The organism is Kitasatospora sp. NPDC058190 (assembly GCF_042883685.1).
In the GTDB taxonomy this organism is placed as follows: domain Bacteria; phylum Actinomycetota; class Actinomycetes; order Streptomycetales; family Streptomycetaceae; genus Kitasatospora.
Window position 1 is genome coordinate 19,099 of the sequence record NZ_JBHVVI010000043.1, and the last position, 23,961, is coordinate 43,059.

The 23,961-nt window shown below is 72.5% G+C and carries 23 protein-coding genes; 6 read left to right on the forward strand and 17 right to left on the reverse strand.

Annotated features, from left to right (window positions below; all coding sequences use genetic code 11):
* Nucleotides 1-133: 133 nt before the first annotated feature.
* Nucleotides 134-2,503 (forward strand): immune inhibitor A domain-containing protein, encoded by a 2,370-nt coding sequence (locus ACFVWU_RS20565; RefSeq protein ID WP_387622789.1) that lies wholly within the window; start codon nt 134-136, stop codon nt 2,501-2,503.
* A gap of 361 nt (nt 2,504-2,864) precedes the next feature.
* Entirely contained in the window at nt 2,865-3,323 is a 459-nt protein-coding gene (soxR, locus tag ACFVWU_RS20570; protein WP_387622791.1) for a redox-sensitive transcriptional activator SoxR, read from the forward strand.
* Nucleotides 3,324-3,428: 105 nt separating this feature from the next.
* Here soxR and ACFVWU_RS20575 read toward each other — a convergent pair whose 3' ends face one another.
* Genes ACFVWU_RS20575 through ACFVWU_RS20595 form a run of 5 tightly spaced genes read right to left on the reverse strand, consistent with a single transcriptional unit; the run spans nt 3,429 to nt 9,118 of the window.
* On the reverse strand, nt 3,429-4,451 hold the full coding sequence (locus ACFVWU_RS20575) for an ABC transporter ATP-binding protein (RefSeq protein ID WP_387622907.1): 1,023 nt from the start codon (nt 4,449-4,451) through the stop codon (nt 3,429-3,431).
* Complete coding sequence (locus ACFVWU_RS20580; protein ID WP_387622794.1) at nt 4,415-5,410, reverse strand: ABC transporter ATP-binding protein; 996 nt, start codon at nt 5,408-5,410, stop codon at nt 4,415-4,417. The genes ACFVWU_RS20575 and ACFVWU_RS20580 overlap by 37 nt, the downstream gene beginning before the upstream one ends.
* On the reverse strand, nt 5,410-6,396 hold the full coding sequence (locus tag ACFVWU_RS20585; protein ID WP_387622798.1) for an ABC transporter permease: 987 nt from the start codon (nt 6,394-6,396) through the stop codon (nt 5,410-5,412). The genes ACFVWU_RS20580 and ACFVWU_RS20585 overlap by 1 nt, the downstream gene beginning before the upstream one ends.
* Nucleotides 6,393-7,352 (reverse strand): ABC transporter permease, encoded by a 960-nt coding sequence (locus tag ACFVWU_RS20590; protein ID WP_387622801.1) that lies wholly within the window; start codon nt 7,350-7,352, stop codon nt 6,393-6,395. Before ACFVWU_RS20590 ends, ACFVWU_RS20585 begins: the two co-directional genes overlap by 4 nt.
* Nucleotides 7,353-7,363: 11 nt before the next feature.
* Nucleotides 7,364-9,118: an ABC transporter substrate-binding protein gene (locus ACFVWU_RS20595; RefSeq protein WP_387622804.1), complete on the reverse strand. Its 1,755-nt coding sequence runs from the start codon at nt 9,116-9,118 to the stop codon at nt 7,364-7,366.
* Nucleotides 9,119-9,272: 154 nt separating this feature from the next.
* Here ACFVWU_RS20595 and ACFVWU_RS20600 point away from each other — a divergent pair, with 154 nt between their 5' ends.
* Nucleotides 9,273-10,724 (forward strand): aminopeptidase P family protein, encoded by a 1,452-nt coding sequence (locus ACFVWU_RS20600; RefSeq protein ID WP_387622807.1) that lies wholly within the window; start codon nt 9,273-9,275, stop codon nt 10,722-10,724.
* A 17-nt stretch (nt 10,725-10,741) separates the two neighbouring features.
* Here the strand turns inward: ACFVWU_RS20600 and ACFVWU_RS20605 are convergent, their stop codons facing one another.
* The 5 genes from ACFVWU_RS20605 to ACFVWU_RS20625 form a co-directional block, all read right to left on the reverse strand.
* Nucleotides 10,742-11,071, reverse strand: coding sequence for a helix-turn-helix domain-containing protein (locus ACFVWU_RS20605; protein ID WP_387622809.1), 330 nt, complete (start codon nt 11,069-11,071; stop codon nt 10,742-10,744).
* Complete coding sequence (locus tag ACFVWU_RS20610) at nt 11,068-11,283, reverse strand: hypothetical protein (protein WP_387622812.1); 216 nt, start codon at nt 11,281-11,283, stop codon at nt 11,068-11,070. The genes ACFVWU_RS20605 and ACFVWU_RS20610 overlap by 4 nt, the downstream gene beginning before the upstream one ends.
* 100 nt (nt 11,284-11,383) lie before the next feature.
* A complete protein-coding gene (locus ACFVWU_RS20615) occupies nt 11,384-12,406 on the reverse strand; it encodes a nitronate monooxygenase (protein WP_387622815.1) in 1,023 nt (340 codons plus the stop codon).
* 74 nt (nt 12,407-12,480) lie between these two features.
* Nucleotides 12,481-13,107 (reverse strand): response regulator, encoded by a 627-nt coding sequence (locus tag ACFVWU_RS20620; protein ID WP_387622817.1) that lies wholly within the window; start codon nt 13,105-13,107, stop codon nt 12,481-12,483.
* Nucleotides 13,104-14,309, reverse strand: a complete 1,206-nt coding sequence (locus tag ACFVWU_RS20625; RefSeq protein WP_387622820.1) for a sensor histidine kinase — start codon at nt 14,307-14,309, stop codon at nt 13,104-13,106. The genes ACFVWU_RS20620 and ACFVWU_RS20625 overlap by 4 nt, the downstream gene beginning before the upstream one ends.
* Nucleotides 14,310-14,474: 165 nt before the next feature.
* Between ACFVWU_RS20625 and ACFVWU_RS20630 the strand changes: the two genes are divergently transcribed.
* On the forward strand, nt 14,475-15,551 hold the full coding sequence (locus ACFVWU_RS20630; protein WP_387622823.1) for an ABC transporter permease: 1,077 nt from the start codon (nt 14,475-14,477) through the stop codon (nt 15,549-15,551).
* Nucleotides 15,548-16,228: an ABC transporter ATP-binding protein gene (locus tag ACFVWU_RS20635; protein WP_387622826.1), complete on the forward strand. Its 681-nt coding sequence runs from the start codon at nt 15,548-15,550 to the stop codon at nt 16,226-16,228. The genes ACFVWU_RS20630 and ACFVWU_RS20635 overlap by 4 nt, the downstream gene beginning before the upstream one ends.
* A gap of 1 nt (nt 16,229) precedes the next feature.
* On the opposite strand, the gene ACFVWU_RS20640 is transcribed toward ACFVWU_RS20635, so the two are convergent.
* The 3 genes from ACFVWU_RS20640 to ACFVWU_RS20650 all read right to left on the reverse strand — a co-directional run bounded on the left by ACFVWU_RS20640 (nt 16,230) and on the right by ACFVWU_RS20650 (nt 18,719).
* Nucleotides 16,230-16,826 (reverse strand): Uma2 family endonuclease, encoded by a 597-nt coding sequence (locus tag ACFVWU_RS20640; protein WP_387622828.1) that lies wholly within the window; start codon nt 16,824-16,826, stop codon nt 16,230-16,232.
* A 99-nt stretch (nt 16,827-16,925) separates the two neighbouring features.
* On the reverse strand, nt 16,926-17,636 hold the full coding sequence (locus ACFVWU_RS20645; protein ID WP_387622831.1) for a GntR family transcriptional regulator: 711 nt from the start codon (nt 17,634-17,636) through the stop codon (nt 16,926-16,928).
* Between the two features lie 165 nt (nt 17,637-17,801).
* A complete protein-coding gene (locus tag ACFVWU_RS20650; RefSeq protein WP_387622834.1) occupies nt 17,802-18,719 on the reverse strand; it encodes an NAD(P)-dependent oxidoreductase in 918 nt (305 codons plus the stop codon).
* Between the two features lie 105 nt (nt 18,720-18,824).
* On the opposite strand from ACFVWU_RS20650, the gene ACFVWU_RS20655 reads away from it, so the two are divergent.
* The gene (locus ACFVWU_RS20655) at nt 18,825-19,415 is read left to right on the forward strand and encodes a TetR/AcrR family transcriptional regulator (protein ID WP_387622837.1); all 591 of its coding nucleotides are present in this window, start codon (nt 18,825-18,827) and stop codon (nt 19,413-19,415) included.
* 91 nt (nt 19,416-19,506) lie between these two features.
* Here the strand turns inward: ACFVWU_RS20655 and ACFVWU_RS20660 are convergent, their stop codons facing one another.
* The 4 genes from ACFVWU_RS20660 to ACFVWU_RS20675 are packed head-to-tail and all read right to left on the reverse strand — an operon-like array spanning nt 19,507 to nt 23,930.
* Nucleotides 19,507-20,463, reverse strand: coding sequence for an ornithine cyclodeaminase family protein (locus ACFVWU_RS20660; RefSeq protein ID WP_387622840.1), 957 nt, complete (start codon nt 20,461-20,463; stop codon nt 19,507-19,509).
* Nucleotides 20,460-21,533 (reverse strand): proline racemase family protein, encoded by a 1,074-nt coding sequence (locus ACFVWU_RS20665; protein WP_387622843.1) that lies wholly within the window; start codon nt 21,531-21,533, stop codon nt 20,460-20,462. The genes ACFVWU_RS20660 and ACFVWU_RS20665 overlap by 4 nt, the downstream gene beginning before the upstream one ends.
* Entirely contained in the window at nt 21,533-22,888 is a 1,356-nt protein-coding gene (locus ACFVWU_RS20670; RefSeq protein ID WP_387622846.1) for an aldehyde dehydrogenase family protein, read from the reverse strand. Before ACFVWU_RS20670 ends, ACFVWU_RS20665 begins: the two co-directional genes overlap by 1 nt.
* 37 nt (nt 22,889-22,925) lie before the next feature.
* Nucleotides 22,926-23,930 carry a proline racemase family protein gene (locus ACFVWU_RS20675; protein WP_387622848.1) on the reverse strand — a complete coding sequence of 335 codons (1,005 nt, stop codon included), beginning with the start codon at nt 23,928-23,930 and terminating at the stop codon, nt 22,926-22,928.
* Nucleotides 23,931-23,961 lie beyond the last annotated feature (31 nt).

The following is a 23,961-nucleotide window of genomic DNA, read 5'->3' on the forward strand; positions in this document are numbered from 1 at the left end:
TCCACGTGACCCGTGACATGTGAAATATTACCTGCGCTTGACCGGCCGATGCCCGGAAGCAGAAGCAGCCACCCCTGGCTCCATCGGCCCCGTCGGCCCCATCGACCCCCATCCCCCGGAAAGGACCGGTCAGTTGCGCAGACTGTCCGCGGCCCTCGCCGCCGCGCTCACCACGAGCGCGATAGCGGCCACCCTGCTGGGCACCCCCGCCCAGGCCGCTCCCCCCGCACCCCTCACCGTCACGGCCGCCGCCGCGCCGACCGCACCGGAGGGCGCCGAGGCCCCGCCCGCGCCGCTGGTTCCCCAGGAGCGCGAGCGCCAGGCCCTGCGCGGCAAGGCCCTGGAGCAGCTCAACAAGGGCGCCGTCGCCAAGACCGCCGACAAACGCGCGCCCGCCAAGGTGCGGATCGGCAACGACTACGTCCAACTCGCCCACCAGCGCACGGACAAGGTCTTCGTGATCCTCGCCCAGTTCGGCGACCAGGTCGACAACACCACCCAGTGGAACGGCCGGCCCCGCTACGGCGGCACCCCCGGCCCGCGCCACGACCAGATCCCCCAGCCGGGCAAGGACGACAACCACACGCTGTGGGAAAGGGACTTCAACCGCGAGTACTACCAGAAGATGTTCTTCGACGACGCGCCCGGCGCCGTATCGATGCGCAACTACTACCGCACCCAGTCCTCCGGCCGCTACGACATCGAGGGCAGCGTCAGCGACTGGGTCACCGTCCCGTACAACGAGGCCCGTTACGGCAGCAACAAGGGCCCCCAGGGCTCCGGCGCCTGGACCCAGGCCCAGGAATTCGTCCGGGACGCCCTCAAGGCCTGGTACGACGGCGAGATCGCCAAGGGCCGCTCCGTCGCCGACATCAAGGCCCAGCTCGCCCAGTACGACGTCTACGACCGCTACGACCACACCAAGACCGGCGAGTTCAACCAGCCCGACGGCTACCTGGACAACGTGATCGTGGTGCACGCGGGCGTCGACGAGACCTGGGGCGGCGGCGCCCAGGGCGCCGACGCGCTGTGGGCACACCGCAGTTGGGCCTTCCCGGACGCGACCGGGCAGACCGGCCCGGCGGGCGACAAGATCGGCGGCGCGCCGGTCGGCGACACCGGCTTCTACGTCTACGACTACGTCCAGGCGGGCGAGAACAGCGGCGTCGGCCTGTTCGCCCACGAGTACGGCCACAACCTCGGCCTGCCCGACCTGTACCCCACCAACGGCGGCGACAACAGCGTCAACTTCTGGTCGCTGATGTCCTCCGGCTCCTACCTCGGCAAGGGCCCGAACACCACCGGCGGCTACCCCGGCGACCTCGACGCCTGGAGCAAGCTGCAGTTCGGCTGGCTCAACTACGACGAGGCACAGGCCGCCACCCGCTCCACCCACGCCCTCGGGGTGAGCAGCTACAACACCGACCTGGCCCAGGCCGTCCTGGTCCACCTGCCGGACGGCACCACCAGCACCGACCTGACCGACCCGTACGAGGGCGACAGGCAGTGGTGGAGCGACACCGGCGACAACCTCGACAACTCCCTGTCCCGGGACGTCGATCTGCGCACCACCGCCGGCCCGGCCGCCCTGGACGCCGCGGTCTGGTACGACACCGAGCAGGACTACGACTTCCTCACCGTCGAGGCCTCCACCGACCAGGGCAAGCACTGGACCGCCCTCGGCGGCACCGTGGACGGCGCGCCGATCGGCAACACCAACGCCAACACGCCCGGCCTGAGCGGAAGTTCCGGAACCTATCGCAAGCTGCACATCCCGCTGGACGGCTACCTCGGCCAGCAGGTCCGGCTGCGCGTCCACGCCACCTCGGACGGCAACACCCACGGCAGGGGCGTACTGGTCGACGCCGTGAAGCTCACCGCCGGCGCCGCCGTGCTGTTCGCCGACGGAGCCGAGAACGGCGCCAACGGCTGGACCGCCAACGGCTTCACGATCATCACCGGCCGCACCGCGGTCAAGCAGCACCCGCGCGCCTACCTCGCCGAGAACCGCCGCTACACCGGCTACGGAGCGTTCCTGAAGACCGGCCCCTACAACTTCGGGTACGGCGGCGTCGCGGGCAAGGCCAACGTGGTCGACACCTACCCGTACCAGGAAGGCGTCCTGCTCTGGCTGTGGGACACCTCGTACGGCGACAACAACACCAAGGACCACCCCGGCGGCGGGCTCATCCTGCCCATCGACGCCCACCCGACGCCGATCCGCTTCGCCGACGGCGGCCTGGTCAACGGGCGGGCGCAGACCTTCGACGCGCCGTTCTCACTCAAGCCCACCACGCCGTTCACCCTGCACAAGGGCGGGGTCGCGGTGCGGATCCCGGCCGAGCCGGCCGTCCCGGTGTTCAACGACCACACCGGAGTGTACGGCGACCCGGCCGCCCCGCAGCTCACCGTGAAGGTGCCGGACACCAACACGAAGATCGAGGTGGTCCGGGAGTACCAGGACGGGCGGATCACGACCGTCCGGGTCGGCCCGGCCTCCTGACCCGCACGTGAGAAGGCCCCGGATCCCCCCGACGACAAGGGATCCGGGGCCGGTCCGTGGCGGGCCCGCCGGTAAGGGGCCGGTCTCCGTCCGCCCGGAGATCAGCTGGGTGGTGTTGATCGCCGCCGCGGCCTTGCCGCCCCCGGCCAGGATCGACGCGGCGGCGGCGAACCGGCGGGAGAACAGTTCGCGCCACCCTCCGGAGGCACCTCCGCAGGGCGACTGCGTAGTGCAACTGGCCTGCTCAGCACGGACTGTGGCGTCCTCGACGACGGAAATCCCGGTCACGTCCGGTACGCTAGGACTTCAACAGAACTTGAAGTCAAGGAGGGGCCGTGGGCGAGAACAGCGAGGCGGGAGCATGAGTACGGCGCCGGTGGACCTGCTGAGCGTCGGCGAGGTGGCCCGGCGGGCCGGGATCGCCACCTCGGCGGTGCGCTTCTACGAGGACCAGGGGCTGATCTCCTCCGAGCGCTCGGCCGGGAACCAGCGCCGCTACCGGCGGCACGTGCTGCGCCGGATCTCGCTGATCCTGGTCGCCAAGCGGCTCGGCATCCCGCTCGCCGAGGTCGCCGAGGTCTTCACCGGCCTGCCCGAGGACCGGATGCCCGGCAAGCACGACTGGGAGCGGATCTCCCGGCGCTGGGCCGAGCAGCTGCGCGCCCGCCGGACGGAGCTGGAGCGGCTGGAGGGCGAGCTGACCGGCTGCATCGGCTGCGGCTGTGTGTCGCTGCGCCGCTGCCGGGTGCTCAACCCGGGCGACGAACTCGCCACCGAGGGCCCCGGCCCGCGCCTGCTGCTGCCGAACGACGAGCAGTAGCCGGACGCCGAGCAGCCGCCCAGCTGGCACCGAGCGGTGGAACCCGGTCGGACGCGGCCCTCGTGAGGTTCCCCGCCGCGCCCGACCGGGGGTCTGTGGCGACCCTCAGGCCTCCGGGAAGTGGCAGGCCGCCTCGCGCAGCCCCGTTCCGACCACCCGCAGCAGCGGCCGCTCCGTCCGGCACACCTCCTGCGCCTTCGGGCAGCGCGGGTGGAAGCCGCACCCGGCCGGCGGGTCGGCCGGGCTCGGCGGGTCGCCGAGCAGCACGATCCGCTCCCGGGCCCGCTCGGCGGCCGGATCCGGCAGCGGTACGGCGGACAGCAGCGCCCGGGTGTACGGGTGCGCCGGGTTTCCGTACACCTCGGCCTTGTCGCCGATCTCGACGATCCGGCCCAGGTACATCACCGCGACCCGGTCGCAGACCCGCTTGACCACCGAGAGGTCGTGCGCGATGAACACGTACGCCAGGCCCAGCTCGCGCTGCAACTGCTCCATCAGGTTGACCACCTGGGCCTGGATGGAGACGTCCAGCGCGGACACCGGCTCGTCGGCGATCACCAGCTTCGGCGAGGTGGCCAGCGAGCGGGCGATGCCGATGCGCTGCGCCTGGCCGCCGGAGAACTCGTGCGGGTAGCGGTCCAGGTGCTCGGGGATCAGCCCGACCAGCTCGATCAGCTCGGCCGCCCGCTTGCGCGCCTCGGCCGCGCCCGCGCCCTGGACCAGGAGCGGTTCGGAGATGATCCGGGCCACCGTCTGGCGAGGGTTGAGCGAGGAGTACGGGTCCTGGAAGACCATCTGCAAGTGCCGCCGGTGCGGCCGCAGTTGGGCCTGGGAGAGGCCGCCGATCCCGATGCCGTCGAGGGTGACGGTGCCCGAGGTCGGGTCGAGCAGCCGGACGATCATCCGCCCGGTGGTGGACTTTCCGCAGCCGGACTCGCCGACCAGGCCGAGCGTCTCGCCCGCGCCGAGGTCGAAGCTGACCCCGTCCACGGCCCGGATCGGCGCCCCGGCCCGCCCGGTGCGGCCGCGCCGCCCGGGGAAGGTCTTCACCAAGTCCCGTACGGACAGCAGTGGTTGGTCGTTCACAACGGTCACAGCACTCCCTCCGGCACCAGCGGCAGGTGGCAGGCGGCCTGGTGGCCGGGGGCGAGCGGGCCGAGTATCGGGCGCTCGGCCAGGCAGCGGGCGTGCTCCTCGGCGGACGCGGCGGTGGTGCGGGCGCAGCGCGGGGCGAAGGAGCAGCCGGGAGCGGGGACGATCAGTGACGGCGGGCTTCCGGGGATGGCCCGCAGCGGGGCGTCGTCGGTGTCGTCCAGGCGCGGCAGCGAGTCCAGCAGACCTCGGGTGTACGGGTGCGCGGGCTGCGCGAACAGCCGTTCCACCGGGGCCTGTTCGGCCGCCCGGCCGCCGTACATGACGAGCACCTCGTGGGCGACCCGGGCGACCACGCCGAGGTCGTGGGTGATCATCACGACGCCGAGGCCGCGTTCCCGCTGGATCCGGGCGATCAGGTCGAGGATCTGCGCCTGGACGGTGACGTCCAGGGCGGTGGTGGGCTCGTCGGCGATCAGCAGCTCGGGTTCGCAGGCGAGTGCCATGGCGATCATGACGCGCTGGCGCATGCCGCCGGAGAACTGGTGCGGGTACTCGTCGACCCGGCGGGCCGGCTCCGGGATGCCGACCTCGGCCAGCATCTCGACGGCCCTGGCCCGTCCGGCCTTTCGGCCCGCCTTGAAGTGCACCCGGTAGTGCTCGGCGATCTGCTCGCCGACGGTGTAGAAGGGGTGCAGGCTGGACAGCGGGTCCTGGAAGATCATCGCGATCCGCCGGCCCCGGACGGCGCCCAACTCCCGCTCCCCCAGCCCGTTCAGCTCCTGCCCGCCGAGCCGGATCGAGCCGGTGACGGCGGCGCCGCGGTGCAGGCCCATGACGGCGAGCGAGGTGACGGACTTGCCGCTGCCGGACTCGCCGACCAGGCCGAGGGTGCGCCCGGCCTCGACGGTGAAGGAGATGCCGTCGACGGCCCGGACGGTGCCGCGCGGGGTGTCGAAGCGGACCCCGAGGTCCTCGACTTCCAGGAGGGCCATCAGTACCTCACTCTCGGGTCGACGTACGCGTAGAGCAGGTCGACCAGCAGGTTCGCGGCGACGATGAAGGCGGCCGCGAGCAGGGTGACGCCGAGGATGACGGGCTGGTCGGAGCGGACCAGCCCGTCGTAGAAGAGCCGTCCCACCCCGGGCAGTCCGAAGATCGACTCGGTGATGACGGCACCGGCCAGCAGCCCACCGAGGTCCATCCCGAGGATGGTCAGGATCGGCGTCATCCCGGAGCGCAGCCCGTGCTTGACCGCGACGGTCGTGGCGGGCAGGCCCTTGGCCCGGGCGGTGCGGATGTACGGCTCGGCCATCGCCTCGATCATCGAGTTCCGGCTCTGCCGGGCGTACATGGCCGCGTACAGCAGGGCCAGGGCGATCCACGGCAGCAGCAGGTTGGAGGCCCACTCGACGGGGTTCTCGGTGAACGCGTGGTAGGCCGGGTAGGGCAGCAGCCCGGCCGTCCTGACGACGCCCCAGATCAGCATGATCGAGGTGAAGTAGACCGGCAGCGAGGCGGCGCCGACCGAGAGCACCATCAGCGCCTTGTCGGTCACCCCGCCCTTGCGCAGCGCCGAGGTGACGCCCGCGCCCAGGCCGAGGACCAGCCAGAGCACGGCCGCGCCGACGGCCAGCGAGACGGAGACCGGCAGCCGGTCGGTCAGCAGGTTCCAGACCGGCAGCGAGTACTCGTAGGAGTAGCCGAGGCAGGGGAAGCCGCAGTGGGTGGCGCTGGGACCGCTGCCGTAGTCGCGCCCGGCGAAGATGCCGGTCACGTACGTGGCGAACTGCTCCCAGACCGGCTTGTCGAGCCCCATCGCGACCTTGACCTCGGCGATCCGCTCGGGACTGCAGGTCTTGCCGCAGGCGGCCACCGCCGGGTCGGAGGGCAGCAGGTAGAAGATGGTGAAGGTGATCGCGCAGATCGCCAGCAGGATGCCGAGCGCGCCGAGCAGCCGGCGGCCGAGGTAGAGGATCACGACCGGCCTCCCCGCGGGTCGAGGATGTCGCGCAGCGCGTCGCCGAGCAGGGTGAAGGCGAGCACGGCCAGGAACAGGAAGGCCGTCGGGATCAGGAAGTACGTCGGGTCGGTCTCGTAGAAGCTGATGCTCTCGGCGATCATCTGGCCCCAGGAGGGGGTCGGCGGGCGCACGCCCACCCCGAGGTAGCTGAGCGCGGCCTCGGTGGCGATCATGCCGGGGACCAGCAGCGTGGTGTAGGCGATGATCGGGCCGGAGACGTTGGGCAGGATCTCGCGGGTGAGGATGCGCCAGGAGCGGGCGCCGCCGACCTTGGCGGCCTCGACGTACTCGCGGTGCTTGAGCGAGAGGGTCTGCCCCCGCACCACCCGGGCGATGCCGGGCCAGGTGAACATCCCGATCACCAGGGTGATCAGCAGCACCCGGTTGACGTCCTTGGCCACCGACATCATCGAGATCATGAAGATCAGCGAGGGGAAGGACATGGTGAGGTCCATCAGCCGGGACAGCACGGTGTCGGTCCGCCCACCGAAGTAGCCGGCCGCGATGCCGACCAGGGTGCCGGTCACCACGACCACGGCGGTGGCGGTGAAGGCGATCAGCAGCGAGACCTGCCCGCCGTGCAGCACCCGGGCGAACAGGTCGCGCCCGGTGGCGGGTTCGACGCCCAGCCAGTGCCGGGTGCCGATCCCGCCGAAGTCCCCGATCGGCTGTCCGCCCAGGTACGGGTCCACGGCGCGTTTGTCGAACTCGTCGGGGCCCCAGCCGCCGAGCGCGCTCAGCGGCCCGGCCAGGGCGACGAGCAGGACCAGCAGGGCGACGACGACCAGGCCGAAGCGGGCCGACCCCTTGGCCCAGAGCTGGTCCCAGACCAGCCGCCAGGGCCCGCGGCCGGAACGTTTCGCCGGGCCCGCCCCGACCGTGTCGGCCGTGGCCGTTTCGATGGTGGTACTCATCGGACGGTCCCTCAGCCCTGGCTCTTGGAGGGGTCCTTGAGGCCGATCGTGGCGAAGTCCCACTGACCGGTCCACACCGGGTGGCCGAAGGCCCCGGCCACGTTCGTCCCGGCCAGCAGCGGGCGGCGCTGCCACAGCATCGGTACGGTGGGCGCCTTCTTCATCAGGTCCTCGTTGAGCTGCACCCACGCCTTGTTGGCCTCGGTGACGTCGGTCATCGCGTTGATCTGGTCGATCCGGTCCTCGGTGGCCTGGTCGCGGAACTGCTCGACGTTGCCCTGGTTGCCCTTCTCCTTGATGGTGCGGCCGTCGAAGACCAGCGGCAGGAAGGTGGCGCCGGAGGGGTAGTCCGGACACCAGCCGAGGATGGCGAGGTCGGGGGCGTTCTTGGTGTCACCGATGGTGTCGTAGTAGACGGACGGGTCGGCGGTGGTGATGGTGACCTGGATGCCGACCTTCGCCAGCGACTGCTGCAGGGCCTCGGCCCGGGTCTTGTCACCGGAGGAGGTGGTCAGCGAGACCTTGAGGTCGGTCTTGCCGGCGTCCTTGAGCAGCTGCTTGGCCTTCTCCGGGTCCCCGGCGGCCGGGATCTTCAGCGGGTCCAGCCTGGTCCCGCCGGACAGCGCGGGCGGCAGGTAGGAGGTGGCCACGTCCCCCATCGCCGGACCGCCGTTCGCGGTCACCTGCGCGTCCCGGTCCACCGCGTACATCAGCGCCTCGCGGACCTTGGGGTCGTCGAACGGCGCCTTGGAGGTGTTGGGGTACAGCATGTCGGTGCAGCCCTGCTGCTCGGCGATCAGCCGGGACTTCACATCCGCCTTGGGCAGCACCTTGGCGACCGACTCGGGCCGCAGGTTCATCCATTCGACCGCGGAGGCGTCCGCGCCCTCGCTGGCGATGATCCGGTCGTCCACCTGGCCGGCCTTGAGGCCCTCGGTGACCACGATCCGGTCCGGGTAGGCCTTGCGGACCGGGTCGGTGGACTGGTCCCAGTTGGTGTTGCGGACCAGGACCAGCTGCTTGCCGCGGTCGTAGGTCTCGATCTTGTACGGGCCGGAGGAGAACGGCCGCAGGTCGTACTGGGTGCCCTTGTCCTGGGACTGCGGGACGGGGGCGAAGGTCGGCAGCGTCGCGGTGTACGAGAACTCGGCGACCGGGCGCTTGAGGTGGAAGACGATCGTCCTGTCGTCGGGGGTCTCGATGCTGGACAGGTGCTCGCCGTTCAGCGGGCCCTTGTAGTTCTCGCCGCCGGCCAGGTACTGCTGGGCGTAGTCGGGGCCACCGGTGAGGTCCGGCGCGAAGGAGCGCTCGACGTTGTACTTGACGTCGGCGGACTTGATCGGCGTGCCGTCCTCGTACTTGACGCCCTCCTTGAGGGTGAACGTCCAGGTCTTGCCGCCGTCCGAGGACTTGCCGAGGTCGGTGGCGAGGTCGGGGACGATCTCACTGCCCGCCGCGCCGGGCTCGGCCTTGAAGGTGACGAGGGTGCGGTAGAGCAGCCGGATGCCGAAGTCCATGTTCGGCATGGTCCAGTTGCGGGCCGGGTCGAGGTGGGCGAAGTCCTGGTTGGACAGCACGGTCAGGGTGCCGCCCTTGACCGGGGTGCCACCGACGATCGTCCCGGACGCGGCGCCGGGGGCTCCGGTGCTGCCGGCCGCGGCGCCGTCGCCGCCGCTGTCGCTCTTGTCGTTCTTGCAGGCCCCGAGGCCGAGGGTGAGGGTCGCCGCGAGGGCCGCCGCGAGGAGGGCATGGGTGCGCCTGGTCATGTGCAACTCCGCTGTGGGGGGCCTGCTCTGGCCGCTCCGCTGTGTGACCCGTAACATAGTAATGTGAAATTGCACTGCACAAGAGGTGGCGCCGGTCGTTACCCAGCCGTGTCCGTGCGCCCTCACCTCCCCAGCCCCGCCTAGGAGTTCACCGGTGACCCACCCTCAGGCCGGCCTCAACACCGGCAGCCACGACCTCCCGGTCTCCCCCGAGCTGGACGCCTTCATGGGCGTTCGCTGGACCCCCACCCCCCTCCCCGCCGACCAGCGCGTCCCCGGCTACGACCGCTTCCCCGGCCGCCGAGCCCGCCTCTCCGCCGCCTTCCCCGGCGAGCGGCTGATCGTCCCCGCCGGACGCCTCAAGGTCCGCTGCAACGACCTGGACCACCGCTTCCGCCCGCACAGCGCGTACGTCTGGCTCACCGGACTCGCCGGCGAGGACCAGGCCGACCACGTCCTCGTCCTCGAACCGGCCGGCCCCGAGGATCACGAACCGGTGCTCTACCTGCGCCCCCGCTCCCCGCGCAGCGGCGGCGAGTTCTACCGCGACCGCCGCTACGGCGAGTTCTGGGTCGGCCGCCGGCCCGACCTCGCCGAAGCCGCCCGACTCACCGGGCTGCGCACCGAACACCTCGACGACCTCGGCAAGTTGCTCACCGGACCGCAGCCGCCCACCCGGGTGCTGGCCGGCACCGACGCCCTCGTCGACTCCGCCACCGGGCGCCCCCGCGCGGACCCGCGCGACGGCGAACTCGCCGCCGTCCTCGCCGAGTTGCGACTGATCAAGGACGAGTGGGAAGTCGGGCAGCTGCAACTCGCCGTCGACCACACCGTCACCGGCTTCGAGGACGTCGTCCGCGCCCTGCCCACCGCATTGCGCCACCACCGCGGCGAACGCTGGATCGAGGGCGTCTTCGACCTGCGCGCCCGCGCCGAGGGCAACGGCACCAGCTACACCACCATCGCCGCCTCCGGCGCCCACGCCTGCGTCCTGCACTGGATCCGCAACGACGGCGCCCTCGACCCGAACTCCCTGCTCCTGCTGGACGCCGGCGTCGAGACCGACACCCTCTACGCCGCCGACATCACCCGCACCGTCCCCCTCAGCGGCACCTTCACCCCGATCCAACGCCAGGCCTACGACCTCGTCCTCGCCGCCCAGAGCGCCGGCATCGCCGCCCTGCGCCCCGGCGCCCGCTTCCGCGACTTCCACCAGGCCGCCATGCGCGTCATCGCCGAAGGCCTCGCCGACTGGGGCGTCCTCCGCGTCCCCGCCGACCAGGCCCTCGCCGAGGACAACGGCCTCCACCGCCGCTACACCCTCTGCGGCAGCGGCCACATGCTCGGCCTCGACTACCACGACTGCTCCCAGGCCCGCGCCGACCGCTACCTCGACGCCACCCTGGAGGAGGGCATGGTCCTCACCGTCGAACCCGGCCTCTACCTCCAGCCCGACGACGAAACCCTCCCCCTGGAGCTACGCGGCATGGGCATCCGCATCGAGGACGACCTGGTCATCACCGCCGACGGTGCCCATCTGATGTCCGGCGCCCTGCCGCGGACGGCCGAGGCCATCGAGTCCTGGATGGCGGATCTGTTGAACTGACCGTGAGGGCAGGGGGATCAGGCCACCTTGATCGTCCGCTCCCCCTGCCGAACGGTGACCTCGACCTCCCCGCCGATCGCCGCCGCGTACGCCCGCAGGTTGTCCAGACTGTCCACCTGCCCGTGCTCGATCTGCGACACCCGCGCCTGGCTCACACCCATCAGCGCAGCCACCTCCTTCTGGGTCAGCCCGACCGCCTTCCGCAGCTCGGCGAGCTCGTAGCCGCGAATCTGCGCCAGCATCTCCTGACGGATCCGCGCCCCCTCGGCCTCTGCCTCCGGCGAGGCCAGCCACGGGTTGATCCGCTGCGCCTCAGCCCGCACCTCAGTCCAGCTACGGCCCTTCATGCGCGTGCTCCCTTGTCCTTCTCACTGATGTACTGCTCGTAGCGAGCTTCCGCCAGCGGGATGTTGATGTCGTACCACCGGGACCACTCCCCGTTCTTGTCGCCGGCGAGCAACCTGATGGCTTCAGCGACCTGGCGGGCGGTGCGCGGATCCTTGGCAGAGATGTCCAGGAACCAGTCGTTCACCGGACCAACGAGTGTGATCTCCCACATGGGACAAAATTAAGTTGCCCCTTATGTGTTACCGCGCGCTTTCCCGCCCAATCCACCCCTCCGAGCGACGACACGCCCCGGCCGGCGCGCGCCGGGCGCACTACCCCCGCGCGTCCCGCCACAGCTCCGCGACGATCCGCTCCGCCGGGCCCGAGCGCGCCAGCCGGTGGGCGGTGCCCGCCCAGAGGTGCATGGCGTCCGTGTCCCCGCGGCGGGTGGCGGCCGCACGCAGCGGGGCGGTGAGGTGGTGGACCTCGGGGTAGGCGGGCGGGGCGTACGGGCCGTGGCGGTCGATGAAGGCGTTGCGCAGGCCGCGGGCCGGGCGGCCGGTGAAGGCGCGGGTGACGACGGTCTCCGGCAGTTCGGTGAGCGCGGCCCGGTGGGCGGCCGAGGCGCCGGACTCGTCGGAGCGCAGCAGAGCCGTCCCCAACTGCACCGCGACCGCCCCGGCCCGCAGCGCCGCCGCGATCGCCGGGCCGTCGCCCAGCCCGCCGGCGGCGATCAGCGGCATGGCGGTCACCGCCCGTACGGCGGGCAGCAGTTGCGGCAGCGGCAGCTCCCCCGGCAGGTCCGCGACCCGGTGGGTGGCGCGGTGCCCGCCGGCCTCCGGGCCCTGCACGCACAGCGCGTCCATCCCGACCGCCTCTGCCGCCCGCGCCTCCTCCGGCGTGGTGACGGTGCCGACCTGCAGCGTCCCCGCCGCCCGCAGCGCCGCCGCCTCCGCGGCCGTCGGCAGCCCGAAGGTGTACGAGACCACCGGCACCGGGTCGGCGAGCAGCGCGGCGAGCTTGGCCTCCCAGTCGTCCCGGTCCGGCCCGATCTCCTCCGGCAGCGCCACCCCCCACCGCTCGGCCTCCGGCCGCAGCCGCTGCCGGTAGGCGGCGACCGCCGCCGGATCCCCGGGCGGGGCCGGGACGAAGAGGTTCACCCCGTACGGCCGGTCGGTCGACGCGCGTACGGCGGCCACCTGTTCGGCCATCCCCTCGGCGCTCCGGTAGCCCGCGGCCAGGAACCCGAGCCCACCGGCCCGGTTCACCGCCGCCACCAGCTCGGGCGTCGAGGCCCCGCCCGCCATCGGGGAGCCGATCACCGGCACGGCGAGCTCGTCGAGACGGACGGTCATCGGGGCGCTCCTCACACTGCTACGGGCACGGACTGTTCCCACGCTACGCCCAGCGGATCGGCCCCACCCCGCACTCAGCGGATCAGCCCCCGCCCCCGCGCCTCCCGCACCGCCGCCGTGCGCGAGTCGACCCCCAACTTGCTGTAGATGTGCACCAGATGCGACTTCACAGTGGCCTGGCTCAGGTGCAGCTGCTGGCTGATCCGCTGGTTGGTCAGCCCGTCCGCGACCAGCCCCAGCACCTCGGTCTCCCGCGCGCTGAGCGCCGCCGAGGGCGCCCGCATCCGCTCCAGCAGCCGGTCCGCCACGCTCGGCGCCAGCGCGCTGCGCCCGGCCGCGGCCGCCCGTACCGCCTGGGCGAGTTCCTCGGGCGGCGCGTCCTTCAGCAGGTACCCGGTCGCACCGGCCTCCAGCGCCGGCAGGGTGTCCGCGTCGCTGTCGTAGGTGGTGACCACCAGCACCCGCGGCGCGCCCGCCCGGGCGGTGATCGCCGCCGTCGCCTGGGCCCCGTTCATCGCCGAGCCGGGCCCGAACTGCAGGTCCATCAGCACGACGTCGACCCCCGGCTCGGCCGCCAGCTCGACGGCCCGCTCGGCGGTGGCGGCCTCCGCCACGATGGTGAAGTCCGGTTCGCTCTCCAGCACCGCCCGCAGCCCGGCCCGCACCACCGGGTGGTCGTCGGCGATCAGCAGCCGGATCACGGGCCGACCTCCGTGGTGACCGGCAGCAGCACCGCCAGCGCCGTACCCTCCCCGGGCGCCGACTCGACGGTGAAGCTGCCGCCGAGCGCCCGCGCCCGGGCCCGCATCGAGGGCAGCCCGAAACCGCCGTCCCCACCCGTGCGGCCGGCGACCGCCGCCGGATCGAACCCTGCCCCGTCGTCGAACACGTCCAACGCCACCTCGCCCTCCATGTAGCTGAGTGTCACCTCGGCCCGCGAGGCCTTCGCGTGCCGCACGGTGTTGCCGAGCGCCGACTGCGCGATCCGCAACAGCGCCACCTCCTGCGCGGCCGGCAGCCGGACCGGATCCCCGGAGACGTGCAGGTGGACGGGCAGACCGCTGTGTGCCGTCGTGGTCGCGCACAGCCGCTCCAGCGCGACCGGCAGCGGATCGCCGTCCAGCGCGGGCGGGGTGAGCGCCCGGACGAAGCGCCGGGCCTCGTCCAGGTTGTCCTGGGCGGCCTGCCGCGCCTGCTCGACGTACCCGGCGGCGGCCTCGGTGCGCTCGGGCAGCGCCCGCTGGGCGGCCCGCAGCAGCAGCTGGATGGAGCTGAGGCTCTGCGCGAGGGTGTCGTGGATCTCCCGGGCGAGGCGCTCGCGCTCGGCCGTCACCCCGGCGGTGTGGTGGGCGGCGGCGAGGTCGGCGCGGGCGGCGGTCAGTTCGTCGATCAGCCGGCGCCGCTCCTCGCTCTCCCGGTACAGCGCCTGGTAGCCGAGCACGGTGGCGGTGGCGACGGCCGCGCCGAGCGCGGGCCCGATCGAGGCGGCGACGCTGAAGCTGTGCTGGTGCCAGGACCAGGCGGCGATCGCCGCGGCCGCGGTCAGTGCGACGGCCACCGGCCCGCCGCGCCGCCCGAGCAGGTGCAGCTCCAGGAAGTACAGCGGGAACGCCAGCCACACCCCGTCCTGGGTGGCGACCAGCAGGCCCACCCAGGTGACGCCGAGCAGCGCCAGCCAGAGCCCGGCGGCCCGCCGGGAGGTACGGACAGCGGCCAGCCTCGGCCCGACGGCGTACCCGGCGGCCATCGCGGAGGCCGCGGCGGCGACGGCGGCCGGATCGCCGCCCCGCTCGACGAACACGGAGCGGGCGACGGCGAGCAGCAGCAGGCCCGCCACGAGCAGGTGCAGGCAGACCTGAAGGACGCGGGCGACGGGAGTGGTTCTGGATCGTTCGGTCGCCATCCCTCCAGCCTAAGTTCCGAGCCCGAGACCCGACATCAATCAAAAGGTTGAACTCCGCTTCTGCCCTTTGATGCCCAGGAAGCAATCCCCGGCGCGATGCCCGCGAGGCCCTTCTTCCAGGACCGTGTGAACGTCACCAGTCCCGCTCCGTAGGAAAGGCCCACCGTGTTCGTCGCCTGGAGGGATCTCAGGTTCGCCAAGGGGCGGTTCGCCCTGATGGGGACCGTCATCGTGCTGATCACCGTCCTGGTCGGCCTGCTGTCCGGCCTGACCGCGGGGCTCGGCCGGCAGAACATCTCCGCGATCACCAGCCTGCCGGCCGACCACCTGGTCTTCGGCAAGCCGGCCGACGGGCAGGAGCTCTCCTTCACCGACTCCCAGATCACCCCCGAGCAGTGGCAGGCCTGGGCCCGCGAGCCCGGCGTCACCTCCGCCCAGCCGCTCGGCATCACCACCACCAAGGCCGCCGCCGGGCAGCGCACCGCCGCGCTCTCCGCCTTCGGCGTCCCGGACGGTTCCGACCTGGCCCCGCAGGGCAGCCGGGTCGGAACCGGCCAGGCCGTCCTGTCCAAGACCGCCGCCGAGAAGCTGGGGAACCTCGCCCCCGGCGCCGACTTCACCCTCGCCGGGCACCACCTCATCGTGTCGGCCATCGAGGGCGACGCCGCGTACAGCCACACCCCGGTGGTCTGGACCAGCCTCACCGACTGGCAGCAGTTCGCCCCCGGCGGCGCCGGCCACGCCACCGTCATCGCCCTCCACACCGCCAAGGGCGCCAACCTCGCCGCCGCCGACGCCCGCCACGCCACCGTGACCCGCACCCGCGACGACGCCCTGGCCGCGATCGGCTCCTACACCTCGGAGAACGGCTCCCTCCAGCTGATGCGCGGCTTCCTGTTCGCCATCTCCGCGCTGGTCATCGGCGCCTTCTTCACCGTCTGGACGATCCAGCGCAGCGGCGACATCGCGGTGTTGAAGGCCCTCGGTGCCTCCACCCGCTACCTGCTGCGCGACGCCCTCGGCCAGGCCGTCCTGCTGCTGGTGCTCGGTACGGTCCTCGGCACCGCGATCGCGTCCGGCTTCGGCGCGCTGATCGGCTCCGCCGTGCCCTTCGTCCTGGACGCCCCGACCGTCCTCCTCCCAGCCCTCGTCATGATCGCCCTCGGCGCGATCGGCGCGGCCCTGTCCATCCGCCGGATCACCTCCGTCGACCCGCTGACCGCCCTGGGGAGCGCCCGATGAGCCTGACCCTCGACCGCATCACCCTCACCTACCCGGACGGCGACGGCCGGCTCACCGCCCTGGACGACGTGTCGCTGACCGTCCCCAAGGGCTCGATCACCGCTGTGGTCGGCCCGTCCGGCTCCGGCAAGTCCAGCCTGCTGGCGGTCGCGGCCACCCTGATCAGCCCGGACTCCGGCCGGATCGTCGTCGACGGCACCGACACCGCCGCCCTCAGCCGCGCCGAGCTGACGTCCCTGCGCCGCACCAAGATCGGCATCGTCTTCCAGCAGGCCAACCTGCTGCCCTCGCTCACCGCCGTGGAACAGCTCCAGGTGATGGCCCACCTCGACGGCCGTTCCCCGCGCGAAGCCCTCCCCCGCGCGCTGGAACTGCTCGACTCCGTGGGCCTGCGCGACCAGGCGGGCCGCCGACCGCACCAGCTGTCGGGCGGCCAGCGCCAGCGGGTCAACATCGCCCGCGCGCTGATGAACGACCCCACGGTCCTGCTCGTCGACGAGCCCACCAGCGCCCTCGACCACGAACGCGGCGCAGCCGTCCTGGACTTGATCACCGACCTCACCCACCGCCGGGCCACCGCGACCGTCCTGGTCACCCATGACCGGACCCACCTGACGGCCGTCGACCAGATCGCGGAAGTCCGCGACGGCCGCCTGACGGTGCCGACCGCGGTCTGAGCTACCTCTTGACAGTCAGCACGTCGTCCACTGAAAGCGTCACCGACGCCCCGATCGACTCCGGCAGCGTGAACGACTGCCCGGGATGGTGGACGGCGTGCACTCGGTATTCGCCGTCCTGTGGCTCGGTCAGCACCATCACACGCTGGTTCGTGCGGTCCACGATGACGTAAACAGGTACTCCGGCGGCAGCGTACGCGAAGGGCTTCTTCTTCAGGTCGTCACTGAGATTGGACGACGTGACCTCCAGTACGAGACGGAAGGCCGCCGGGTCGTAACAGTTGTATTCGATCAAGTGGTCGTCGATGTCGGCATCGACAACCGACAAGTCAGGCACGGCATAGTCCGACGGCCCATCTGGCAACCAAATGCCAACGTTCTGCAGAACGTCGACGTCGTCCCCGTCGAGGCCTGCCGCGAACAGCACCCGCATGAGGCGGCTGAGCGACTTACCGTGCGAAGCGTTCGGCGGTGGCGTCACGGTGATCTGGCTCCCGACGATCTCGACCCGGTGCCCGGCGAACTGGTTGGAAATCAGCTCTGCGGCTTCGAGCAGCGTCGGCCGCTCCATGGGCTCTTCCACTGCTGCGGCGGACATGGATTTCCTCCTGACTGCCGATGTCGAGAGCATCATCTTAGAACGCGAGCGCCTACCGACGCCCGATTCCCAGCCTTCACCCGGACGAGTGGTTCAGCCCTATCGAGCCCGCAGCCGCAGCGCCGGCCGCTCCGTCTCCGCCGCCTCGTCCTGTCCCGCCCAGAGCGACCGCACATGGCTGAGGTGCCGCGTCATGCACGCCTCCGCCGCGTCCGCGTCACCGGCCAGCATCAGGTCCAGCAGCTCCAGGTGCTCCTCCGCCGAGGAGACCAGCTCGCCCTTCTCGTCGAGCCGCGTGAGCCCGTACAGCCGCGAGCGCTTGCGCAGGTCGCCGACCACGTCCACCAGCCGGGCGTTGCCCGCGAGCCCCAGCAGGTCGAGGTGGAACTGCCGGTCCGCCTCCAGGTAGCCGATCAGGTCGTGCTTGCGCGCGGCCGCGACGATCGCCTCGGCCTGGGGGCGTAGCCGCTCCAGCTGGTCCTTGGTCGCCGCGCGGGTGACCCGGCCCACCGTCGGGACCTCGATCAGGGCGCGGATCTCGGTGTAGTCGTCCAGGTCGCGCTCGGTGAGTTCGGTGACCCGGAAGCCCTTGTTGCGGACGGCCTCGACCAGCCCCTCCCGGGCGAGGTCGAGCATGGCCTCGCGCACCGGGGTGGCGGAGACGCCGAAGTCGGCGGCGAGGGCGGGGGCGGAGTAGACGACGCCGGGGCGCAGTTCGCCGGAGATCAGGGCCGCCCGGAGTGCGTGGGCGACCTGGTCGCGGAGCCGCTCCTGCACGGAGATCAGGGTGCGGGATTTGAGCTCGGCCATGGTGTTCCTCCGGGTGGGTGCAGAACACCAGCGTACAATGTCACGTTACGTTGAGCGCGCAACAGTCCGGGATCCGAACACCCCCGTCAACCCCGCCGAACCTCATGGTGGCAGCGGCCGCCGACCGTGACAACGGCCGACGGCACACGATCTGCCACCGCGCCGCTATCGCGCCCGCGCCGCCGCCCGGAACCGCCCCACCATCACGCTGAGGCTCGCCGCCCCGTCCCCGGCCTCGGCGGCCCGCCCGAACGCCTCCGCGAGCAGCGCGGGCAACGCGCCGTCGACCCCCGAGGCTTCCGCGGTGTGCCGGACGTGCTCGATGCCGGCGAGCGCCATCGCCAGCCGGTCGACATCCCCACGATGGTCCCCGGCCGTGATCCGCGGCGCGTAGAACTCGATCAGCCGCGGCACCAGCGAGGCGGTGGCGACGGCATGGGGCAAGAACTCCTCGGCCGAGATCCCGTTGGCCTCGGCGATGGCCATGGCGTGCAGGTAGCCACCCATCGAGGACCAGAACAGGTCCATCTGTATCTGGTAGTACAGCTGCGCCAGCCCGGGGTCGTCGCCCCGGTAGTCGGCCCCGGTCAGCACCTCCAGCGCGGCCCGGTGCCGCCGGAACAGCTCGACCGGCCCGCTGTAGAAGGTGGACGACTCCGGGCTGCCGATGCCCGAGGGCGGCACCTGCACCCCGCCCGTCAGGTGCCCGGCCCCACGCTCGGCGAGCCACGTCGCCACCTCCCGGGCCCGCTCAGGGGTGTCCGAGCCGAGGTTCGCGATCACCTTCCCGGCCACCACCGCCTCCACCGACTCCAGTACGGCGAACACCGCGTCGTAGTCGGTGAGGCTGAGCACCACCAGCTCGTTGGCCGCCACCGCCACCTCCGCACTGGGCGCCAATTCGGCCCCCCGGGCGACCAGTTCATCCGCCCGCGCGGCCGTACGGTTCCACACCGTGACGGCGTAGCCGGCGTCCAGGTACGCCCCGGCCATGGCCTGTCCCATCGGACCGAGCCCGATCACCGTCACGGACGCCTTCGACTGCCGCTCAGCGGAAAGCCCGGCGGAAAGCTCGACAGACATGCGGATGCCCCTCCTCTAGAACGAACGCTCTATCCAGCGCCGGGAGCGACGCTAGCACAGCTCTGGAACGAACGCTCTATTCAGAACGTCGGCTAGGATGCCCCCGTGAAGACCGCCGAGAAGACCAGCAGCGTCGGCACCCGCGAGCGAATCGTCCGGGCCACCTCCCGGCTACTGCAGCGCCAGGGCTACGAGGGCACCGGGATCAAGCAGATCTCCCGCGAGGCCGAGGCCACGCTCGGCTCCGTCTACCACTTCTTCCCGGGCGGGAAGCAGGAGTTGGCTGCCGAGGCGATCCGGCACGGGGACCAGGAGTTCGCCGTGATCCTGCGCGCCGGTCTCGGCTCCTCCAAGGACCTGACCGAGGCGATCACCACCTGCACCACGCTGCTCGCGACCGAACTGCGCGCCTCCGACTGGCAGGACGGCTGCCCGATCACGACCACCGCCCTGGAGACGGTCGGCCGCGCCCCGGTGATCGAGCAGTCGGTCGCCGAGGCCTTCGCCAACTGGCAGTCCATCGTGGAGGAACGCCTGCGCGCCGCCGGTATCGGCACCGAGGACGCCCGCGAACTGGCCGGCACCGTCATCAACACCCTGGAGGGCGCCGAACTCTCCGCCCAGGTCGCCCGCAGCGAGGAACCCCTGCACGTCGCCGGCAAGCACCTGGCCCGCCTGCTCTCGACCTACTGCTGAAACACGAACTACCGCTGAAACACGAAAGAAGCCGGCCCGACGGGGGATCCCTTCCCGTCAGGCCGACTCCAGCCTCCTCGGCGACTGATCCTCAGGCGCGTCGGAAGTCCTGGTACACCTCCGCCGCCACCGCCAGGTCCTCCCAGGCCATCCCGACGCTCTTGAAGAGCCGCGGCCGCCCGCTCGGCACCAGCGCGTCCCCGCGCACCAGCTCGGCCAGGTTCCACACCTGCCGTCCGCCCACGCCCGCCAGCACCAGGTCCCCGGCTTCCCGCACCGCCGCCGTCCGTGCCTCGACGTACAGCTCGGCCCGCCCGACCAGCACCTCGTCCACCTCCCGCGCGTCCGGCTCGTGCGAGCCGACCGCCGCGACGGCCGCGTGCGCGGGTACCACCGCGCCGTCGAACAGCGGCGTCCGCGCGGTGGTGCAGCAGACCACCACGTCCGCCTGCCCGACCGCCTCCGGTCCACCCGCGCCGGCCGAAAGCCCCAGCCCCCGCCCGTACGCCACCAGAGCGGAAGCCCGCCCGGGATCCCGCCCGACCACGGTGAGTCGGCGCAGCGGCCGGACGGCCAGCAGCGCGTCCAGATGTCCGTACGCCTGCGGCCCGGAGCCGAACACCACCAGGTGCTCGGCCTCCGGCACCGCAAGCCGCGCCAGCGCCGCCGCCGTCACGGCGGGCGTGCGCAGGGCTGTGAGGGCCGCGCCGTCCAGCACGGCCAACGGCTGCAGGGTGGGCCCGTCGAGCAGCAGGTAGCTGCCGGTGATCCGGGGCAGCCCGAGCGCCGGGTTGCCGGGTACGACCCCGGCGATCTTGACGCCCGCGTACGGCCCGACGGCGGCCGGCATCAGCAGCAGCTCCCCCGCCGGCACCGGTACGGCCGACCGGGCGGGCGCCGCCTCCGGGTCGAACCCGTCCAGCAGCACCCGCTCGATCGCCCGCACCGCCCCGGCGGGCCCGACCCCGCCGGTGCCCGGCACGGCGTACTGGAGCGGCTCAGCCGCCGCACCGGGCAGCTCGGCACCAGGCAGCACGACACCACTCACAGCAGGAACCCCGTCCCCAGTGAGTCCCCCGGCTCCAGGACGAACCGGTGCTCCCCCGTGCGGAACGCCGTCCCGCCGACCTCGGTGACCACGCCCTCCCTGGGGGCACCTCCCAGCCGCCAGGCTGGGGGAGGGTCGCCCCCGGGGAGGACCCGTCCGGTGAAGACCGTGCCGATGATCGACTCGTGGCGCAGTTCCTCCCCCGGCGCGAGCCGCCCCTCGGCGGCGAGTACGGCGAGCCGGGCGGAGGTTCCGGAGCCGCAGGGCGAGCGGTCGATCTGCCCGTCCGCGAACACGACGACGTTCCGCTGGCTCAACACACCATCAGCAGAGGGCAGTTCGTCGTACAGCACCACCCCGTACACGCCCGACAGCCGCGCGTCCGTCGGATGCGCGACCGCCTCCGAGTCGGCCAGCAGCGCCCTGATCTCCCGCCCCGCGGCGGTGAGTTCGGGCAGCTGCCCCGGCTCCACCGCGAGCCCGAGCGCCGCCGCCGGGACGGACGCGTAGCACGCCCCGGAGTGCGCCACCGCGACCTCGACCACCCCGCGCGAGGTGGTCACCGGCAGCTTCAACGCGCTGACCCGGCTGGGCACATTGCGGAAGGTGACCCCGGTGGTGCGCCCGCCGGACCGCTGCACCAGGGCGGTGACCCGCCCGGAGGGCACGTCGATCCGCACCCGGGCCACGCCGTCGGCGGGGGCCGGAACCAGCCCGGAGTCCACCGCCCAGGCGCCGAGCGCGATGGTGCCGTGCCCGCAGGCCGTCGAGTAGCCGTCCTTGTGCCAGAACAGCACGCCCAGGTGCGCCTCGTCGTCGTCCGGCGGCACCAGGAACCCGCCGTACATCCCGGCGTGCCCGCGCGGCTCCCGGACGAGCAGCTGCCGGACGGCGTCCAGCGCGCTGGGCCGGGGCGCGGTGGCGCTGCCGCCCGCGCCGAGCGCGATGGCCCGGCGCTCGGCGACGCTGTCGCCGGGGATCGTCGGCGCGCCGTCCAGCACGATCCGGAACGGCTCACCGGCCGCGTGGTAGTCCACCGCCCGGACATCCATCAGGCCATCGACGCCCATCAGGCGCCCCCGCCCGGCAGCACGCTGACCGTCCGGCTCACGGTGTAGAAGTCCAGTGCGGCCCGGCCCTGTTCGCGGTCGCCGTGGCTCGCGCCCTTGGTCCCGCCGAAGGGCAGGTGGAAGTCGACACCACTGGAGGGGGCGTTGACCCGGATCATGCCCGCGTCCAGCCGGTCGGCGGCGGCCAGCGCCACGTCCAGGCTGCGGGTGTGCACCGAGGTGGCGAGGCTGTGCGGGGTGTCGTTGGCGAGCGCGATCGCCTCGTCCAGGTCGGCCGCCGCGTGCAGCACCGCGATCGGACCGAAGAACTCCTCGCGCGCCAGGGGGTGTTCGCCGGGTACGTCGGCGAGCAGGGTCGGCTCGACGTACCAGCCGGCCCGCTCGGGGATCCGCCCGCCGGTGAGCACGCTCGCCCCGGCCGCGACGGCCGACGAGACCGCCCCCGTCAGCCGCTCCCGCGCGGCGGCGTTGATCACCGGCCCGCACACCGCGTCGTCCACCGCCGCCAGCGCCTTGACCAGCGCCTCACGCAGCGGCTCGTGGGCCGCGCCGACCGCGATCACCCGGCTGGTGGCGGTGCACTTCTGCCCGGCGTACCCGGCGACGGCGGCCGCGATGTGGGCGGCGGCCAGCTCCACATCCGCATCCGGTAGCACCAAAGCGGCGTTCAGTCCGCCGAGTTCGGCCTGCACCGGCACCCCGCGCCCGGTCGCCGCCCGCACCACCGCCCGCCCGACCCCGGTGGAGCCGGTGAAGGACACCACGTCCGCCGCGTCGACCAGTGCCGCGCCCTCCTCGGCCCCTCCCGGCACCACCGTGAAGACGTCGGCGGGCAACCCGGCCAGTTCCGCCAGCCGCAGCGCGCACGCCGTCGCCTCCGGCGCGGGCTTGAGCACCGCCGCGTTCCCGACCGCCAGTGCCGGCGCGGCCTTCCAACTGGGGATCGCCAGCGGGAAGTTCCACGGCGCGATCAGCCCGGCCACCCCGTACGGGCGCCGCCGGGTGAGCAGCAGCCCGGGCCCGGCGGCGGGCTCGTGCACCTCCCCGGACGGCGCGTACGGCGCCTGCGCGTAGTACCGCCAGATCGCCGCCGTCCGGGCGACCTCGCCGCGCGCCTCGGCGAGCGGCTTGCCGACCTCGCGCACGATCAGCGCGGCCAGCTCCTGCGCGTGCGCCTCGACGGTCTCGGCGATCCGACCCAGCGCCGCCGACCGAGCGCCCGCCCCGGCCCCGAGCCAGCCGCCCTGCGCGGCCCGGGCCCGTCCGACGACGGCCCGTACGGCCTCGGCGCCGGGCTCCTCGACGGCGACCACGAGGTCGCCCGGATCGGCCGGATTGTACGAGGTGATGGTCACAACTAGCAGCCCTTCGGAGCAAGTTCGGAACGGAGCGTCAGAGCAGGAAACCCGCCGGGAACGGGTCGTCCGGGTCGAGGAAGTACTGGGCGGTGCCGGTGATCCAGGCCCGCCCGGTGACGGTGGGCACCACGGCGGGCCGCCCGGCCACCTCGGTCTCCTCGACCAGCCGCCCGGTGAAGGTCGTCCCGATGAAGGAGTCGTTGCGGAAGTCCCGCCCCAGCGGCAGTTCGCCGCGCGCGTGCAGCTGCGCCATCCGCGCCGAGGTGCCGGTGCCGCAGGGCGAGCGGTCGAACCAGCCGGGGTGGATGGCCATCGCGTGCCGGGAGTGCTCGGCGGTGGAGCCGGGGGCGAGCAGCTGGACGTGGTGGCAGCTGTGGATGGACGGGTTCTCCGGGTGCACCGGCCGGTCCGGGCTCGCGTTGATGGCCGCCATCAGCGCGAGGCCGGCGTCCAGGATGTCCTGCTTGCGCTCACGCTCGAACGGAAGCCCGAACTCGGCGAGCGGCAGGATGGCGTAGAAGTTGCCGCCGTACGCGAGGTCGTAGCCGACCGTGCCGTACCCGGGCACCTCGATCTTGCGGTCCAGCGCGACGGAGTACGAGGCGACGTTGCGGATGGTCACCGCCTTGGCGGCGCCGTCCTCGACCAGCACCTCGGCGACCACCAGCCCGGCGGGCGTGTCCAGCCGCACCGTGGTGACCGGCTCGACCACCGGCACCATCCCGGTCTCGACCAGCACCGTGGCCACCCCGATGGTGCCGTGCCCGCACATCGGCAGCAGTCCGGAGACCTCGATGTAGAGCACCCCGAAGTCGGCGTCCGGCCGGGTCGGCGGCTGCAGGATGGCACCGCTCATCGCGGCGTGCCCGCGCGGCTCGTACATCAGCAGGGTGCGGAAGTGGTCCAGGTGCTGCTGGAAGTGCACCCGGCGCTCGGCCATGGTGGCGCCGGGGATGACGCCGAAGCCGCCGGTGATCACCCGGGTCGGCATGCCCTCGGTGTGCGAGTCGACGGCGTGGAACACGTGACGGCTGCGCATGGCTCACAACTCCCATGTGGTTGCGGTTGAT

Coding starts and splice junctions, on each gene's coding strand:
- soxR (WP_387622791.1), top strand. CDS start 2,865: ATGAGTACGGCGCCGGTGGACCTGCTGAGCGTCGGCGAGGTGGCCCGG.
- ACFVWU_RS20580 (WP_387622794.1), bottom strand. CDS start 5,410: ATGGCCCTCCTGGAAGTCGAGGACCTCGGGGTCCGCTTCGACACCCCG.
- ACFVWU_RS20590 (WP_387622801.1), bottom strand. CDS start 7,352: ATGAGTACCACCATCGAAACGGCCACGGCCGACACGGTCGGGGCGGGC.
- ACFVWU_RS20595 (WP_387622804.1), bottom strand. CDS start 9,118: ATGACCAGGCGCACCCATGCCCTCCTCGCGGCGGCCCTCGCGGCGACC.
- ACFVWU_RS20605 (WP_387622809.1), bottom strand. CDS start 11,071: ATGAAGGGCCGTAGCTGGACTGAGGTGCGGGCTGAGGCGCAGCGGATC.
- ACFVWU_RS20610 (WP_387622812.1), bottom strand. CDS start 11,283: ATGTGGGAGATCACACTCGTTGGTCCGGTGAACGACTGGTTCCTGGAC.
- ACFVWU_RS20615 (WP_387622815.1), bottom strand. CDS start 12,406: ATGACCGTCCGTCTCGACGAGCTCGCCGTGCCGGTGATCGGCTCCCCG.
- ACFVWU_RS20625 (WP_387622820.1), bottom strand. CDS start 14,309: ATGGCGACCGAACGATCCAGAACCACTCCCGTCGCCCGCGTCCTTCAG.
- ACFVWU_RS20635 (WP_387622826.1), top strand. CDS start 15,548: ATGAGCCTGACCCTCGACCGCATCACCCTCACCTACCCGGACGGCGAC.
- ACFVWU_RS20640 (WP_387622828.1), bottom strand. CDS start 16,826: ATGTCCGCCGCAGCAGTGGAAGAGCCCATGGAGCGGCCGACGCTGCTC.
- ACFVWU_RS20645 (WP_387622831.1), bottom strand. CDS start 17,636: ATGGCCGAGCTCAAATCCCGCACCCTGATCTCCGTGCAGGAGCGGCTC.
- ACFVWU_RS20650 (WP_387622834.1), bottom strand. CDS start 18,719: ATGTCTGTCGAGCTTTCCGCCGGGCTTTCCGCTGAGCGGCAGTCGAAG.
- ACFVWU_RS20665 (WP_387622843.1), bottom strand. CDS start 21,533: ATGGGCGTCGATGGCCTGATGGATGTCCGGGCGGTGGACTACCACGCG.
- ACFVWU_RS20675 (WP_387622848.1), bottom strand. CDS start 23,930: ATGCGCAGCCGTCACGTGTTCCACGCCGTCGACTCGCACACCGAGGGC.